Source organism: Micromonospora sp. WMMD723, from assembly GCF_049863385.1.
GTDB lineage: Bacteria > Actinomycetota > Actinomycetes > Mycobacteriales > Micromonosporaceae > Micromonospora > Micromonospora wenchangensis.
Map to the genome: position 1 here is coordinate 131919 of NZ_JBMKNR010000001.1, position 14643 is coordinate 146561.

Consider the following 14643-nt stretch of genomic DNA (forward strand, 5'->3'; position numbering starts at 1 on the left):
GAATCACCGGCATGCAGCCCTCCGTGCCCCGGATCCCCCTGTCGATCGGCTACCGGTCGAGCCGTACCGGTCGGGTCGTCTCGTTGGTGGTGCTGGGTGTCCTGCTCACGGTGACCTGCGGCTGTGTCGGTGCCATCCTCGGGACCGTCCTGAACGCGTCGGTCGGTGCGGGCACCTCGGGCAGCGGGGCGGTGCCGGCACTCGTCGCGCTCCTGTCGGCCGGGCTGGTCATCGTCTTCGTCGGTCTGCTGGTCACGAGCATCGTGCGGACGAACGCCTGGTTGGAGGGCTCCCGGCTCACCGTCGTCAGGCTCACCACGAAGAGCGTCGACCTGCGGGCCGCCCGGTCGGTGACGTTGCAGGCCACGGCCGTCGCGCACACCGGCGTCGCCAGCGACGGCTCGGTGGTCGCCACCGGCGCGGTCACCCGCACCCCGGTGCTCACCGTCACCACCGACACCGGCACGGTCAAGCTGGGGCTGCGCAGCAAGGAGAGCCTGCTCATCCCGCCGCCCGAGATGTACGCCCTGGCCGCCGCGCTGGACACCGCCCGCTGCCCGGGGGCCCCGGAGGCGGCCGCCTGGCTGCGCGCCATGGCCGCCGACCCGCGCACCATGCTGCTCTGACCCGCGTCGTGCGGCACTAGCATGGTCAGCGACGCCAGGCCGGCGTCGCGCCCGGCACGACGAACGGAGAATCGTCAGTGATCACCGCGATCGTCCTGATCGACTGCGCCACCGACTCGATCCCCGAGGTGGCCGAGAACCTGGCCAACCTGCCCGGGGTCAGCGAGGTCTACTCGGTGGCCGGGCACGTCGACCTGATCGCCATCGTCCGGGTCCGGGAGTTCGAGCAGATCGCCAAGGTCATCGCCGGCAGCATCTCCAAGGTCCCCGGCGTGCTCAACACCGAGTCGCACATCGCCTTCCGCGCCTACTCGCAGCACGACCTGGAGGAGGCGTTCGCGATCGGCCTGGCCAGCGCCGACTGACCGCCGCGCCGGACAGGCGACGGTGGCCGGCCCCGTCGGGGACCGGCCACCGTCAGGTGGTACGGGACGTCAGCTGTTACCCGGAGCCGGCGTCTCGGTGGTACCACCCGGTTCCGGCGACTCCGTGGTGCCGCCCGGGGCCGGGGACTCGGTCGTGCCACCCGGAGCCGGCGTACCGTTGCCACCCGGGCTCGCGGTACCGCTGGCGCTGGTCTGCGGGACCGGGATGCCCAACTCCTGGGCCAGGGCGACCAGCGCGTCGTAGTGCGCCTGCAACACCGGCAGCGCGTCCTGCGCGAGCTGGACCACCGACTGCTCGGAGCCCTGCGAGATCTCGGTCTGGGTGGCCTGGATGGCCTGCACGTGACCGGCCAGCTCAGCGGTCACCCACGCCTTGTCGAACGCGGCGCCGTTGAGACCGTTGAGCTTGTCGATCACCTTCTGCTGGTCGGCCGTCGGCGCGTTCGGCAGGGTCACGTTCAGCTGCTGGGCGGTGCTCTTCACCGTCTGGTCGAGCTGGGTGTGATCGGTGACGAACTGCTGTCCCAACTGCTTGACCTGCTCGTTCTGCCCCTTCTTCTGGGCCAGGTTCCCGGTGACGATCTCCGCCAGGTTGACCTGGTGCACCGCCTGCAGGTACTGGGTGTCCTGCGCCGACGGCTGCGCGGCGGCCTGCGCGGCAGCCGCGGGGGCCAGGCCGACCACCGCCAGCGTGGCCAGCAGTCCCAGGCGTTTGATACCCAACATGTTCCCTCCCCGTTTTCGTTGGACCGCACGGATACCCGGCTGGCGCGGGTTATTCCTGTGCTTTCCACCCGTTGGGGGCCGGTCACGCCGCCCACCGGCCGCCCGGCGGACGGCCGCCGGAACGGACGAAGCGCCCGCCGGAGGACTCCGGCGGGCGCTTCGGCGCAGTGGTACGGGCAGGTCAGCGGCGGGAATCCCCGCTGCCGATCTCCTCCCGCTCGGGGCGGGGTTCCACCGGCGGGTGCCCCGGCGAGACCGGCGCCTCGACCGGCTTCTCGATCGGGTAGAAGAAGCCCCGGATCGCCGGGCCGAGCGCCCCGAGCCGGTTCATCTTCTTCGGCACCACCCAGCCGACGTAGTCCAGTTCGCCGTGCCCGTGGCCGTCACCGGCGCTGAGCGGCTGGTGGACCTCCTCGAACCGGCCGTCGGGCAGCCGCCTGATGATGCCGGTCTCCACGCCGTGGGCCAGCACCTCCCGGTCGTGCTGCTGCAGACCCAGGCAGATCCGGTAGGTGACGTAGTAGGCCAGCGGCGGGATGAACAGCAGCCCGATCCGGCCCGCCCAGGTCATCGCGTTCAGGCTGATGTGGAACTTGTCGGCGATCACGTCGTTGGCGCCGGAGAGGGTCAGCACGATGTAGAAGGCGACGGCCATCGCGCCCACCGCGGTGCGGGCCGGGACGTCCCGGGGACGCTGCAGCAGGTTGTGGTGCCGGTAGTCCTTGAGCTGCCGGGCCTCCACGAACGGGTAGAGCGTGGAGAGACCGACCAGGATGCCCGGCAGCACGACCGTCGGCCAGAACAGCGGCGGGATGACGTACCCGTTGCCGATCGGGATGTTGATCTCCCAGGCGGGCATCAGGCGGGTCGAGCCGTCGAGGAACATGACGTACCAGTCGGGCTGGCTGGCCGCCGAGACCACCCACGCCTCGTACGGGCCGAAGTACCAGATCGGGTTGATCTGGAACAGGCCGCCCATCAGCGCGATCACGCCGAAGACGACCATGAAGAAGCCGCCCTGCTTGAGCGCGTAGCGCGGGAACATCCGCTCGCCGACCACGTTGTCGTTGGTCCGGCCGGGGCCGGGCCACTGGGTGTGCTTCTGCTTGAACACCAGGCCCAGGTGGGCGCTGATCAGCGCGACCAGCAGGCCCGGGATCAGCAGCACGTGGGCGATGAAGAACCGGCTGATGATGATCTCGCCGGGGAACTCGCCGCCGAAGACCGACGAGGTGACCCAGGAGCCGATCACCGGGATCGACAGCATGATGCCGGAGGCGATCCGCAGACCGGTGCCGGACAGGCCGTCGTCCGGCAGCGAGTAGCCGGTGAAGCCGGCCAGGAAGCCGACCCAGAACAGCAGCGAGCCGATGATCCAGTTGGTCTCCCGCGGCTTGCGGAACGCGCCGGTGAAGAAGACCCGCATCATGTGCACCACGATCGCGGCCATGAACAGCAGCGCGGACCAGTGGTGCATCTGCCGCATGATCAGGCCACCCCGGACATCGAACGAGATGTCCAGGCTGGAGGCGTACGCGGCGGACATCGGGGTGCCCCGCAGCGGGGCGTAGCTGCCGTTGTAGACCACCTCGGTCATCGCCGGCTCGTAGAAGAAGGTCAGGAAGACCCCGGTGAGCAGCAGCACGACGAACGAGAAGAGCGCGATCTCGCCGAGCAGGAACGACCAGTGGTCCGGGAAGACCTTGTTGAGCAGCTTGCGCAGCGGGGTGGCGACCTGGAAGCGGTCGTCCACTCCCCCGGCGGCCTTGCCCGGCACCGCTGCTACGTCAAACTTTCGGCGCTTCATGGCCGCTCCCAGAAGTCGGGGCCGACGGTTTCGGTGTAGTCGGACTTCGCCACGAAGAAGCCGTCCTCGTCCACCTCGATCGGCAGCTGGGGCAGCCGCCGGCTCGCCGGGCCGAAGACCGGCCGGGCGTTGTCGGTGATCAGGAACTGGCTCTGGTGACACGGGCAGAGCAGCCGGTTGGTCTGCTGCTCGTACAGGCTCGCCGGGCAGCCGGCGTGCGTGCAGATCTTGGAGTACGCCGCGTAGTTGCCCCACATGTAGTCACCGTGACCGACCCGCGAGTTGGCCTGCCGGGACTTCTCCGCGTCGGTCTCCCGCAGGTGGATCAGCAGGGTCGGCGAGTCGGCGTGCTTGTTGCTCACCCCGTGCTCGATGCCCGGGAACACGGTGAGCTGGCCGCCGGCGCTGACGTCGGCCGGGCGGATCGGCCGGCCGTCCTCGCGGACCAGCCGGACCTTCTTCCCGTCCTGCGGGGCGAAGCCGGTGGTGAACATCTGGTTGTTCTTGTGCGGGTTGGAGATCAGCCCGCCGACCAGCGGGGCCGCGGCGACCGCGCCGACCGGCAGCAGGCCGGCGACCAGCGAGACGCCGAGCAGCGGACGACGCCGCACCCCCATCTCGTCGGCGAGGTAGAGCATGGTCTCGCCGGTGATCTTCCGGTCCTCCGCCGAACCGGGACCGTCGTGCCGGTCCTGGATCGAGACCTCCTTGGGCAGCAGCTTCTTGCCCCAGGTGAGGATGCCGAAGCCGATGCCGAGCAGGGCGATGCCCAGGGTGAGGCCCAGCAGCGGGGTGTACCACTTGTCGCCGCCGCGACCCGGCTCGTACTCCCAGGGCCACCAGATGTAGACGACCAGGAACGCGGTGGCGGCCAGGCCGGTGAGCAGGAACATCGCCGCGACCGTACGGGTCAGCCGGCGCTCGGCCTTGCTGCCCGGGACGACCTGCTCCTCGTAGTGGACGATCTCGATGTCGTCGCGGCGGGCACCCTCGGTGACGATGTCGAACCGGGAGAGCCGGGGGTCGTGGACGTCGAGCGGCTCCCGGTCCTGCGGGGCGTGCTGCTCGGTCGTGGTGCTCATGCCGTCACCTCGCTACGGGCGGTGCCGGCGCACGGCACCACGGCAATGGTGTTGACGATCCGCCCGGTCACGACTTGCCCGCAATCCACAGGCTCGCGAAGACCAGCGCGACGATGCCCACCAGGAAGATCGCCAGGCCCTCGGTGGACGGGCCGTACCGGCCGAGGTTGAAGCCGCCCTGGTCCTGGTCGGCCTTCAGGGTCTCCTGGATGTAGGCGATGATGTCCGCCTTCTGCTCCGGGGTGATCTGGTTGTCGCCGAACACCGGCATGTTCTGCGGGCCACTGAGCATCGCGGCGTAGATCTGCGCGTCGCTGGCCGGGTTCAGGCTCGGGGCGTACTTGCCGGAGGAGAGCGCGCCGCCGCCACCGCCGAAGGCGTGGCACTGCGAGCAGTTGATCCGGAACAGCTCGCCACCGGTGGCGAGGTTGGCACCCTCGCGGAGGTTGCCCTGCGGGACCTGCGGGCCCCCACCGAGCTCCTGGATGTACTGGCCGAGCTGGCGCACCTGCTCGTCGGTGAAGACCGGCGGCTTGCGCATGGCCTGCGCCTCCTGCCGGGCCATCGGCATCCGACCGCTGCCGACCTGGAACTCGACCGACGCGGAGCCCACCCCGATCAGGCTCGGGCCACGACCCTCGACACCCTGGGCGTTGCGGCCGTGGCAGGTCACGCAGCTCACGTCGAACAGCGCCCTGCCCTCGGCCGCGGCGCCGGTGAGCGGCGGGTTTTCCTGCGCCTGCACGCCGGGGGCGAAGACGGTGTAGGCGCCGCCGGCCAGCGTCAACGCGGCGATCAGCCGGAACGCCGCGCCCAGCCGGCGGCGGCCCCTGCTGCGCGCCGCGGGCCGCCCGCGCAGGCGCGCGAGCAGACCGCGTCGGCGGTCGTTGTCAGAAGTCATGACCTGTGTCCTTAACCGGTTGGACCTTGTCTCAGGGGACGGAGCAGCGGCGCGGAACCTGACACGCCAAGATCACTGAAGCCAGTAGATCATGCCGTACAGCCCGATCCACACGACGTCGACGAAGTGCCAGTAGTACGACACGACGATCGCCGACGTGGCCTGGGCCGGGGTGAACCGGCCCATGGTGGTGCGGATCATGAAGATGATGAAGGCGATGAGACCGCCGGTCACGTGCAGGCCGTGGAAGCCGGTGGTCAGGTAGAACATCGACCCGTAACCGTCTTCGTTGATCTTCACGCCCTCGTGCACCAGGGTCAGGTACTCGTTCGCCTGGCCGAGCACGAAGATCAGGCCCATCACGAAGGTGATCGTGAACCAGCGCCGCAGGGCGTGGACGTCACCCTTCTCGGCCGCGAACACACCGAGCTGGCAGGTCACCGAGGACAGCACCAGGATCACCGTGAAGGTGGTCGCATAGGGGATGTTGAGGACCTCGGTGTGCTTCTCCCACTGCTCCGGCGCCGCCGCGCGGATCGAGAAGTACATCGCGAACAGCGCCGCGAAGAACATGAGTTCGCTGGAGAGCCACACGATCGTCCCGACGCTGACCATGTTGGGCCGCGTCAGAGAGTGGATCCGGCTCTTGTCAATGGCTGGGGCCGCAGTCACGCGGTCATTATTGCCCTTGACCGGGGCGGGCGATCAGCGGGGTGCCAAACCCGGGGCGGGGATGGCCCGATCGTGGCGGTCCGGTTCGCCTGGCCTAGCCTGAAAAGCGTGCTGCACGTCGATTCGATCTTCACCGCCACCTCGGGGGCCCCGCCCACCGGCCTGGCGGCCGGCGGCGTCGAGGTACCGCCGCCGTTCGACATCACCCGGGTCTTCACCGAGACCCGGCTGGACAGCTGGCTCGCCCTGGGCCTGGTCCTCGCCGCCGGCCTCTACCTCTACGGGGTCCACCGGCTGCGGCTGCGCGGGGACCGCTGGCCGGTGATCCGTACCGTCTGCTTCCTCGGGCCGGGCCTGGGCGGCATCGCCGCGGTCACGGTCAGCGGCCTGCACGCCTACGACACCGCCCTGCTCTCGGTGCACATGGTGCAGCACATGGTGCTGTCGATGATCTCCCCGATCTTCCTGGCCCTGGGCGCGCCGGTCACCCTGGCGCTGCGCACCCTGCCGGTCGGCCCGCGCAAGCGGCTGCTGGCGGTCGTGCACAGCCGGATCGCCCGGATCTACGGCTTCCCGCTGGTGGCGTTCGCCATCTTCGTGGTCAACCCGTTCGCGCTCTACTTCACCGACCTGTACCGCTACACCCTCGAACACGCCTGGGCGCACGAGCTCGTGCACGCGCACTTCATCATGACCGGCTGCGTGTTCTTCTGGCCGCTGCTCGGGCTCGACCCGCTGCCCGGCCGCTGGCCGTACCCGGCGCGGGCGCTGCTGATGCTGCTGTCGGTGCCGTTCCACACCGTGCTCGGGCTCACCATCATGCAGAGCACCACGCTGTTCGGCGGCGACTGGTACCCCTCGCTCAACCTGGCCTGGTCCGACCCGTGGAACGACCAGGTGGTCGCCGGCGGCATCCTGTGGGCCGGCGGCGAGTTCGTCAGCGTGACGATGATCGCGGTGCTGGTGGTGCAGTGGATCAAGCAGTCCGAGCGGGAGGCCCGCCGGGTCGACCGCGAGCTGGACCGGCAGGAGGCCCGCGACCGTGCCGCCGGGGCCGCCGCAGTCCCCGCCGTGGCCACCGCCACGTCCGACGCCGCGACCACCGCCCCCGCAGGTCCGCCTGCCACCCCCGCCGCGGCCCCCGGAACCCCGTCCTGAGCTGCCGCGACACCCGGTCCGCCGGGGGCCGGCAGGCGGGATGTCGGGTACGCCACACCGCCCGGTACGATCAACGGGCAGCAACGAGGAGTACAGCCCATGAGTGAGCGCAGCGAGCGAGTCAGGCTCAGTGCGACGGTGCCTCATCACGGCACGGAGCGAAGCGGAGTGCCGGCATGAGCGAGCGTCTTTGCACCGTCCTGCTCTACAGCGACGACCAGCAGGTCCGGGACCGGATGCGGCTGGCCGTCGGCACCCGTCCCGCGCCGGGCATCCAGATCGAGTTCGTCGAGGCGTCCGACTACGCCGGCTGCGTCCGGCTGGTCGACGACTACGAGATCGATCTGATGCTGCTCGACGGCGAGGCCAGCCCCGGCGGCGGCCTCGGCATCGCCCGCCAGATCAAGGACGACCGGGACGACGCCCCGCCGACGTGCGTGGTCATCGCCCGGGCCGCCGACCGATGGCTCGCCTCGTACGCGCAGGTCGACGGCGTGCTGATGCACCCGCTCGACCCGGTGACCACCGGCACCACGGTCGCCGAGCTGCTGCGTACGCACGCCGCCGCCTGAGTCGCAGACACTCGGCGGCGCCCAGGCGCCCGGGGTGACGGGCGCACCCGTCCACCCGCACCCCACGCCCGCCTCGGGAGGCCCACCATGGGCGATCGGACCTGGCCGCACCTGCTCAACGCGCTGCTGCGCGGCGACGAGCTGTCCACCGCCGACACCGCCTGGGCGATGAACGAGATCATGGCGGGTGCCGCCGTACCGGCGCAGATCGCCGGGTTCGCGATCGCGCTGCGGGCCAAGGGCGAGACGCCCGCCGAACTGGCCGGCCTGGTCGAGGCGATGCTCGGCAACGCGGTGCCGGTGACCCTGCCGGAGGAGCTGCGGCGCACCTCGGTCGACGTGGTGGGCACCGGCGGTGACCTCGCCCACACGGTCAACATCTCGACGATGACCGCGCTGGTGGTGGCCGGCGCCGGCGTCCGGGTGGTCAAGCACGGCAACCGGGCCGCCTCGTCGCTGTGCGGCACCGCCGACCTGCTGGAGTTCTTCGGTGTGCCGCTGGACCTCGGCCCGGAGCAGGTGACCCGGTGCGTGGCCGAGGCGGGGATCGGCTTCTGCTTCGCCGCCCGGTTCCACCCCGGGATGCGCCACGCCGGCCCGGTCCGCCGGGAGATCGGCGTGCCGACCGCGTTCAACTTCCTCGGCCCGCTGACCAACCCGGCCCGGCCGCACGCCGGGGCGGTCGGCTGCTTCGATGCCCGGATGGCCCCGGTGATGGCCGAGGTGTTCGCCCGCCGGGGCGACTCGGTGATCGTGATGCGCGGCGAGGACGGCCTGGACGAGTTCACCACCGCCGCGCCGACCCGGGTCTGGGTGGCCCAGCACGGCACCGTACGGGAAGCGCTGCTGGACGCGGCCGACCTCGGGGTACCCCGGTCCACCCTGGCCGACCTGCGGGGCGGCGACGCGGCGCACAACGCCGCCGTGGCCCGGCGACTGCTGGCCGGCGAGGCCGGTCCGGTCCGCGACGCGGTCCTGGTCAACGCGGCCGTCGCGCTGGCCACCCAGACCCCGCTGGACGGTGACCTCACCGAGGCGGTCCGCGCCGGCATGGCCCGGGCCGCCGAGTCCGTCGACTCGGGGGCGGCGGCGGCCGTCCTGGACCGCTGGGTCGACGTCGCCCGCTCCCTCTGACCCGCCGTTCCGCCGGCACCGCCCGACCCGCTCCCCCGGGCCGGGCGGTGCCGGACCCGGGGGCGGGCTGCCGGGCGGCGCCGGACCCGGGGGCGGGGGCGGGCTGCCGGGCGCGGGCTGGCTGGGCTGGCGTGCCGGGCCTGGGCTGGCGGGGAAGTGTCGGAGGGGCGTGGGAAACTACACGGGAGTAGTTCTTCCGTTTCCGACGATGGCGGCGATGTCCATCGGCGGGTTCCGGAGCGAGAGGAGACGCCCGTGTCGGACCGCGAGCTCTACTGCGACACCTGCGAGGGCGTTCAGCCGTTCGAGGTGCCACCGTGCGCCGACGGCCACGGTGCCGACTGCCCCGAGCTGCTCTGCACCGGCTGCGGCGCGGCGGTGCTGATCGCCACCTTCGCCTTCCAGCCCACCCGCCTGGCCGACCGTCGCCGCCGCCCGTCAGCCGGCCGTCACGCGGCCTGACCCCTGCGGGACGCCGCCCGGGGGGTCCGGTCGCGGAGTCCGGTCTGCTGAGCGGCATGACAGGATCACCTGATGCTCCGACTCACGGATTTCATCATCGACTGCCCGGACACGATGCGGCTGGCGGCCTTCTACGCCGAGGTGACGGGTCGCCCGGTCAAGCAGGGCAGCGACGAGGAGTGGGCCGGCATCCGGTTCGGCGAGATCGAGCTGGCCTTCATCAGGGTGGCGGAGTACCGCGCCCCGCGGTGGCCCGACGGCGAGCACCCCAAGCAGTTCCACCTCGACTTCGAAGTCGACGACATCGAGGCCGAACAGCACCGCGTCCTGACCCTCGGCGCGACCCTGGCGCAGGACTTCGTCGGCCCCGAAGGCTACGGATGGCGGGTCTACACCGACCCCGTCGGCCACCCCTTCTGCCTCTGCCGCAACCGGGGTGTCACCTGGACCGACCAGGGACCCGTCTGGCCCGAGCCAGCCTGATCCCCCCCGGCCCACGTGATCCACACCATTGAGCCGAAACAGCGGTATCAGGTCGCGGCGATACCGCCACTTCGGTCCCCTGGAGTCGGTCACCCGACGTCGACGGGCCCGCCTCCCGGGTGAGGAGGCGGGCCCGTCGGCGTCGGATCAGTGCTCGGCGGTACGCCGGGTGCCGGAGTAGTACTCGAAGAGCAGGCCGCAGGCGGCGAAGATGACCATCACCAGGCCCAGGCCGAGCAGCCAGAACTGCCAGAACACCAGGCCGAGACCGGCGACCGCGGCGGCCAGCGCCAGCCCGAACGGCCAGTAGCTGCCCGGGCTGAAGAAGCCGATCTCGCCCGCGCCGTCGGCGATCTCACCGTCCGGCCGGTCCTCCGGGCGCAGGTCGATGCGGCGGGAGACGAACCAGAAGAAGCCGCCGCACATCGCGCAGAGCAGGAAGGACAGCAGCAGGGCCACCGTGCCGACCCACTCGACCTGGCCGCCGGAGTCGCCGTACGTCCACGCGCCGTAGAGGACCGTCGCGCCGAACAGGAACCCGGCGATGATCAGGAAGATTCGCCACTCGGTCTTCATGCCGGATACCTCAGTTTCCCGCGCTCGCGGACGCGTCGTCCGGGTTGAAGTTGTCCTTCGTACGACGGGTGTCGAACGGCTGCGTGGTCTTCGCGTACGGGTCCTGACCGATGGCGGTCAGCGCCTCCTGCGTCGACTTGCCGTCCCGCTTGGCCGCGAGGAACTGGTCGTACGCCTCCGGGGAGACCACCCGCAGTTCGAAGTTCATGAAGGCGTGGTAGCTGCCGCACAGCTCGGCGCAGCGGCCCACGTACGCACCCTCGGACTCCAGCTTGGAGACCTCGAACACGTTACGGATCTTGCCGGGCATCACGTCGCGCTTGAACAGCAGCTCCGGCACCCAGAAGGAGTGGATGACGTCGCGGCTGGTCTCCTCGAACCGGATGGACCGGTTGGTCGGCAGCACCAGCACCGGGATGACCTCGCTGGTGCCCAGCACCGACGCCACCGTGTTGGCCTCGGTGCCCTGGCCGTCGCGGTAGTTGAACTGCCAGTTCCACTTGAAGGCGACGACCTCGACGGTGACGTCGGGGTTCTTCGTCGTGCGCACCACGTCGGTCTGGACCACGGCCGTGTAGTAGAAGAGCACGGAGACGATCAGGATCGGCGCGATGGTGTAGAGGAACTCCATCGGCAGGTTGTAGCGGGTCTGCACCGGCAGTTCGTTGCCGCGCTTGCGGTAGCGCACGACGCACCAGAAGATCAGGCCCCAGACGAAGACACCGACCGCCAGGGCGGCGATGCAGGAGGCGATCCACAGGTCGTACATCCGGTGCGACTCGGGAGTGATGCCGCCCTGCGGCCAGCCGAAGCCGTCGACCGAGCGGCCGACGTCACACCCGGTGAGCAGAACCAGCAGCGCAGCTCCGCCGAGACCGAGCCCGGCGAGCCGGCCAGCACCACGCCGCCGACGCACACCGGCTCCGGGGGAAGCACCGTGCCGTACGGCCGACGGCCGTACCTCCGAACTCCTTGCGACCACCTGGTCCTGCCTCCCTAGCGCGCCGCGGTGGGGTATTCCATCAGCACCGACGGCAAAGGCGTCACCGACGGTCGCAGATTACTCGACCATGGCGGGCTCGACGGTCTTGGGGTCAGTGTCCGCCCCCATCGGGGGGTGCCGTCGGTCTTCGACGCGATAGCGTCTGCGGTCGTGAGTGCCCACCCGGTCTACCTGGACGCGGCCACCGCCGCGCCGCTGCACCCGGTGGCCCGGCAGGCGCTGCTGGCCGCCCTCGACGACGGCTGGGCCGACCCCGCCCGCCTCTACAGCCGGGCCCGCCGCGCCGGGCAACTCCTCGACGCCGCCCGGGAGGCCACCGCCGCCACCCTCGGCGTCCGCCCCGACGAGGTCTCCTTCACCCCCAGCGGTACGCACGCCGCGCACTCCGCCGTGCTCGGTGGCCTGGTCGGCCGGCAGCGGGCCGGGGCGACGCTGGTGCACTCGGCGATCGAGCACTCGGCGGTGCTGCACGCCGCGCAGCGGCACGTGGCGGCCGGTGGGACCGCCACCTCCGTACCGGTGGACCGGCTCGGACGCCTCGACCTCGATGCCTGGTCGGCGGCGGTGCGCTCCCCCGGGGTGGCGCTGGCGACGCTGATCGGGGCCAGTCACGAGGTGGGCACCGTGCAGCCGGTCACCGGGGCGGCCGACGCCTGCGCCGCCGTCGGGGTGCCGCTGTACGTCGACGCGGCCCAGCTCGTCGGCCGGGTGCCGGTGCCCACCGGCTGGTCGGTGCTGACCGCCAGCGCACACAAGTGGGGCGGTCCGCCCGGCGTCGGGCTGCTGGTGGTCCGCAAGGGCACCCGGTGGGAGTCGCCGTGGCCGGCCGACGAGCGGGAGTTCGGGCGTACCCCCGGGGTGGTGAACCTGCCGGCGGTGGTGGCGGCGGCGGCGAGCCTGCGCGCGGCGGCGGCCGACGCGGCGGCCGAGGCGGCCCGGCTGACGCCCCTGGTGGACCTGATCCGGTCCCGGGTCGCCGCCGACGTGCCGGACGTGGAGGTGGTCGGCGACCCGGTCGACCGGCTCCCCCACCTGGTGACGTTCTCCTGCCTGTACGTCGACGGCGAGGTGCTGCTGCACGCGCTGGACCGGCGCGGCTTCGCCGTCTCCTCCGGCTCCTCCTGCACCTCGTCCACGCTGCGTCCGTCGCACGTGCTGGAGGCGATGGGGGTGCTGTCGCACGGCAACGTCCGGGTGTCGCTGCACCGGGAGACCACCGAGGCGGACGTACGGCGGTTCCTCGCCGAGCTGCCCGGGATCGTCGCCGAGCTGCGCGCCGACGCCGGCGTGGTGGGCCTGTGACCACCCCGACCGGCCCGGACGGCCGCCGAACCGGCGCGGACGACCTCCCGACCGGGCCGGGCGGTCTCCCGACCGGGCCGGGCGGCGACGGGGCGAGAGCGGGCGGCGACGGGGCGAGAGCGGGCGGCGACGGGACCGGGCCGGTGGAGGTGCTGGACTGTCGGGGGCAGCGCTGCCCGCTGCCGGTGATCGCGCTGGCCCGCCGGCTGCCCGAGCTGCCCGTCGGCACGGTCCTTCGGGTGCTCGCCGACGACCCGGCCGCCGCCGTCGACATCCCCGCCTGGTGCCGGATGCGCGCCCAGGAGTTCGTCACCACCACCCCCGAGGGCCCAGGCTACGAAGTACGCCGCACCCACTGACCCACCCCACCCCACCCCGCCCCGCCCCGCCCCGCCCCGCCCCGCCCCGCCCCGCTCCGCTCCGTCGATCATGGAGTTGTGGTGGCCGATCTGCGGCATTACTGCCGGTTCGAAGGCACCACAACTCCATGATCGACAGGAGTGGGGGTGGGGGTGGGGGTGTCGATCCAGATCAGGCGGAGGCGGCGGCCGGTGCGGGTGAAGAGGCGCAACGCGCTCTCGGCGGTGGCGAAGTGCCCGGTCGACGTTCTTCCGTCGTGGCGCAGCAGGGCGCTGTCGGGGAAGGCCAGGCCCCAGGCGAAGACCGCGCCGTCGAGGCGGTCGCCGTACTCCTCGCAGAGCGCGAACCGGCGTGGGGCGAACTCGTTCGCGAGGTCGACGAGCATCAGGTGGAACTCCTCGGGCGTGCCGAGCGGCGCGGGGTCGGGCATGACCACCTCCAAGAGTCGTTGCTATACGTATAGCCCCTATCCTTGCTCTTTGGAAGACTCGACGGCATGATGTTCTCGTCGGTACACGTGGTGGAGGCGATACATGGGCAGGCGAACAGATCCTTCGGCGCTGCGCTGGCTGATCGGTGCCGAGCTGGGTCGGTATCGCCGCGAGGCACCGATGACGCTGACCGAACTGTCGGCCAGCACCGGCATCGGCAAGCCGAAGCTCGGCCACATGGAGACCGGCCGTTACCAGCAGTTTCCCGAGGACATCGCGGCCGTGCTCCGCGCCTGCGGGGCCGACCAGCCCGCGATCGACCGGCTGACCACCCTGTCCGGCCGCTCCGACGCCAAGACCTGGTGGGCACCCTGGGCCGCGGTGATGCCGGACTGGTTCAAGACGTACGTCGGGCTGGAAGGGCTGGCCGACGGGGCGTTCGTGTTCGAGTCGATGGTCATCCCCGGTCTGCTCCAGACCGAGGAGTACGCCCAGGCGCTGACCCTGGGCACCGGATTCGTCCGCCCCGACCACGCCGAGCGTTTCGTGTCGTTCCGGCAGACCCGGGCCCGGCGGCTCACCGACGACGACCCGCTCACCCTGCACGCGGTGATCGGCGAGGCGGCGCTGCGGCTACGGGTCAACGGCGACGAGACCCGGCGGGCCCAGCTCGCCCACCTGGCCACCATGTCCGAACTGCCGAACGTCACCGTCCAGGTGCTCCGCCCCGAGGACGGCCCGCACGCCGCCGGTGCGATCGGCAAATTCGTCCTGCTGGACTTCGCCAACGTCCGCCCGATCGCCTACACCGAGGTGCTCGACGGGGCGATGTACGTGCAGGACCCGGACGGTGTCCGCACCTATAGCATGGTGGCAGACAACCTGCGCCAGGTCGCCCTCTCACCCGCCGAGTCGCGCGCGTTGATCAGGGAGTTGGCCGGCGCGGCCTAGCGCCCCTCGGA

Annotated in this window: 18 protein-coding genes; 10 read left to right on the plus strand and 8 right to left on the minus strand. The window is 71.4% G+C overall.

What is annotated here, in order from left to right:
* The first annotated feature begins 11 nt into the window (after nucleotides 1-11).
* On the plus strand, nucleotides 12-626 hold the full coding sequence (locus ACN261_RS00605) for a hypothetical protein (RefSeq protein WP_421483508.1): 615 nt from the start codon (nucleotides 12-14) through the stop codon (nucleotides 624-626).
* Nucleotides 627-703: 77 nt separating this feature from the next.
* On the plus strand, nucleotides 704-991 hold the full coding sequence (locus ACN261_RS00610) for an Lrp/AsnC family transcriptional regulator (protein WP_088644676.1): 288 nt from the start codon (nucleotides 704-706) through the stop codon (nucleotides 989-991).
* A 69-nt stretch (nucleotides 992-1060) separates the two neighbouring features.
* Here the strand turns inward: ACN261_RS00610 and ACN261_RS00615 are convergent, their stop codons facing one another.
* The 5 genes from ACN261_RS00615 to ACN261_RS00635 all read right to left on the minus strand — a co-directional run bounded on the left by ACN261_RS00615 (nucleotide 1061) and on the right by ACN261_RS00635 (nucleotide 6200).
* Nucleotides 1061-1738 carry a DUF4142 domain-containing protein gene (locus ACN261_RS00615; protein WP_425847787.1) on the minus strand — a complete coding sequence of 226 codons (678 nt, stop codon included), beginning with the start codon at nucleotides 1736-1738 and terminating at the stop codon, nucleotides 1061-1063.
* A gap of 181 nt (nucleotides 1739-1919) precedes the next feature.
* Nucleotides 1920-3545 carry a cytochrome bc1 complex cytochrome b subunit gene (locus ACN261_RS00620; protein WP_421483510.1) on the minus strand — a complete coding sequence of 542 codons (1626 nt, stop codon included), beginning with the start codon at nucleotides 3543-3545 and terminating at the stop codon, nucleotides 1920-1922.
* Nucleotides 3542-4627, minus strand: a complete 1086-nt coding sequence (locus ACN261_RS00625; protein ID WP_421483511.1) for a cytochrome bc1 complex Rieske iron-sulfur subunit — start codon at nucleotides 4625-4627, stop codon at nucleotides 3542-3544. The genes ACN261_RS00620 and ACN261_RS00625 overlap by 4 nt, the downstream gene beginning before the upstream one ends.
* A 67-nt stretch (nucleotides 4628-4694) precedes the next feature.
* On the minus strand, nucleotides 4695-5528 hold the full coding sequence (locus ACN261_RS00630) for a cytochrome bc1 complex diheme cytochrome c subunit (protein ID WP_088644672.1): 834 nt from the start codon (nucleotides 5526-5528) through the stop codon (nucleotides 4695-4697).
* A 72-nt stretch (nucleotides 5529-5600) separates the two neighbouring features.
* The gene (locus ACN261_RS00635; RefSeq protein ID WP_088644671.1) at nucleotides 5601-6200 is read right to left on the minus strand and encodes an aa3-type cytochrome oxidase subunit III; all 600 of its coding nucleotides are present in this window, start codon (nucleotides 6198-6200) and stop codon (nucleotides 5601-5603) included.
* 108 nt (nucleotides 6201-6308) lie between these two features.
* Between ACN261_RS00635 and ACN261_RS00640 the strand changes: the two genes are divergently transcribed.
* The 5 genes from ACN261_RS00640 (at nucleotide 6309) to ACN261_RS00660 (ending at nucleotide 10009) form a co-directional block, all read left to right on the plus strand.
* Nucleotides 6309-7358, plus strand: coding sequence for a cytochrome c oxidase assembly protein (locus tag ACN261_RS00640; RefSeq protein WP_421483512.1), 1050 nt, complete (start codon nucleotides 6309-6311; stop codon nucleotides 7356-7358).
* A gap of 176 nt (nucleotides 7359-7534) precedes the next feature.
* The gene (locus ACN261_RS00645) at nucleotides 7535-7930 is read left to right on the plus strand and encodes a hypothetical protein (RefSeq protein ID WP_088644669.1); all 396 of its coding nucleotides are present in this window, start codon (nucleotides 7535-7537) and stop codon (nucleotides 7928-7930) included.
* An 87-nt stretch (nucleotides 7931-8017) separates the two neighbouring features.
* Nucleotides 8018-9064: an anthranilate phosphoribosyltransferase gene (trpD, locus tag ACN261_RS00650; protein ID WP_425847793.1), complete on the plus strand. Its 1047-nt coding sequence runs from the start codon at nucleotides 8018-8020 to the stop codon at nucleotides 9062-9064.
* A 255-nt stretch (nucleotides 9065-9319) separates the two neighbouring features.
* Nucleotides 9320-9526 carry a hypothetical protein gene (locus tag ACN261_RS00655; RefSeq protein ID WP_421483514.1) on the plus strand — a complete coding sequence of 69 codons (207 nt, stop codon included), beginning with the start codon at nucleotides 9320-9322 and terminating at the stop codon, nucleotides 9524-9526.
* Nucleotides 9527-9598: 72 nt separating this feature from the next.
* Nucleotides 9599-10009 (plus strand): VOC family protein, encoded by a 411-nt coding sequence (locus ACN261_RS00660; protein WP_425847796.1) that lies wholly within the window; start codon nucleotides 9599-9601, stop codon nucleotides 10007-10009.
* A 147-nt stretch (nucleotides 10010-10156) separates the two neighbouring features.
* Here ACN261_RS00660 and ACN261_RS00665 read toward each other — a convergent pair whose 3' ends face one another.
* Both ACN261_RS00665 and coxB read right to left on the minus strand, forming a co-directional pair.
* Nucleotides 10157-10585 (minus strand): cytochrome c oxidase subunit 4, encoded by a 429-nt coding sequence (locus ACN261_RS00665; RefSeq protein WP_421483516.1) that lies wholly within the window; start codon nucleotides 10583-10585, stop codon nucleotides 10157-10159.
* Nucleotides 10586-10595: 10 nt separating this feature from the next.
* Complete coding sequence (gene coxB / locus ACN261_RS00670) at nucleotides 10596-11567, minus strand: aa3-type cytochrome oxidase subunit II (protein ID WP_088644664.1); 972 nt, start codon at nucleotides 11565-11567, stop codon at nucleotides 10596-10598.
* A gap of 171 nt (nucleotides 11568-11738) precedes the next feature.
* Between coxB and ACN261_RS00675 the strand changes: the two genes are divergently transcribed.
* Both ACN261_RS00675 and ACN261_RS00680 read left to right on the plus strand, forming a co-directional pair.
* Entirely contained in the window at nucleotides 11739-12890 is a 1152-nt protein-coding gene (locus tag ACN261_RS00675; protein WP_425847798.1) for a cysteine desulfurase family protein, read from the plus strand.
* Between the two features lie 143 nt (nucleotides 12891-13033).
* Nucleotides 13034-13249, plus strand: a complete 216-nt coding sequence (locus ACN261_RS00680; RefSeq protein ID WP_364311364.1) for a sulfurtransferase TusA family protein — start codon at nucleotides 13034-13036, stop codon at nucleotides 13247-13249.
* A 98-nt stretch (nucleotides 13250-13347) separates the two neighbouring features.
* On the opposite strand, the gene ACN261_RS00685 is transcribed toward ACN261_RS00680, so the two are convergent.
* Nucleotides 13348-13680, minus strand: a complete 333-nt coding sequence (locus tag ACN261_RS00685) for a hypothetical protein (protein WP_421483518.1) — start codon at nucleotides 13678-13680, stop codon at nucleotides 13348-13350.
* A 103-nt stretch (nucleotides 13681-13783) separates the two neighbouring features.
* Between ACN261_RS00685 and ACN261_RS00690 the strand changes: the two genes are divergently transcribed.
* Entirely contained in the window at nucleotides 13784-14632 is an 849-nt protein-coding gene (locus ACN261_RS00690) for a helix-turn-helix domain-containing protein (protein ID WP_421483519.1), read from the plus strand.
* Nucleotides 14633-14643: the final 11 nt, after the last annotated feature.

Bases quoted from the DNA above. Each gene is read 5' to 3' on its own strand.
- ACN261_RS00615 (WP_425847787.1), bottom strand. From the start codon at position 1,738: ATGTTGGGTATCAAACGCCTGGGACTGCTGGCCACGCTGGCGGTGGTC.
- ACN261_RS00660 (WP_425847796.1), top strand. From the start codon at position 9,599: ATGCTCCGACTCACGGATTTCATCATCGACTGCCCGGACACGATGCGG.
- ACN261_RS00625 (WP_421483511.1), bottom strand. From the start codon at position 4,627: ATGAGCACCACGACCGAGCAGCACGCCCCGCAGGACCGGGAGCCGCTC.
- ACN261_RS00620 (WP_421483510.1), bottom strand. From the start codon at position 3,545: ATGAAGCGCCGAAAGTTTGACGTAGCAGCGGTGCCGGGCAAGGCCGCC.
- trpD (WP_425847793.1), top strand. From the start codon at position 8,018: ATGGGCGATCGGACCTGGCCGCACCTGCTCAACGCGCTGCTGCGCGGC.
- ACN261_RS00630 (WP_088644672.1), bottom strand. From the start codon at position 5,528: ATGACTTCTGACAACGACCGCCGACGCGGTCTGCTCGCGCGCCTGCGC.
- ACN261_RS00690 (WP_421483519.1), top strand. From the start codon at position 13,784: ATGGGCAGGCGAACAGATCCTTCGGCGCTGCGCTGGCTGATCGGTGCC.
- ACN261_RS00685 (WP_421483518.1), bottom strand. From the start codon at position 13,680: ATGCCCGACCCCGCGCCGCTCGGCACGCCCGAGGAGTTCCACCTGATG.
- ACN261_RS00645 (WP_088644669.1), top strand. From the start codon at position 7,535: ATGAGCGAGCGTCTTTGCACCGTCCTGCTCTACAGCGACGACCAGCAG.
- ACN261_RS00665 (WP_421483516.1), bottom strand. From the start codon at position 10,585: ATGAAGACCGAGTGGCGAATCTTCCTGATCATCGCCGGGTTCCTGTTC.
- ACN261_RS00605 (WP_421483508.1), top strand. From the start codon at position 12: ATGCAGCCCTCCGTGCCCCGGATCCCCCTGTCGATCGGCTACCGGTCG.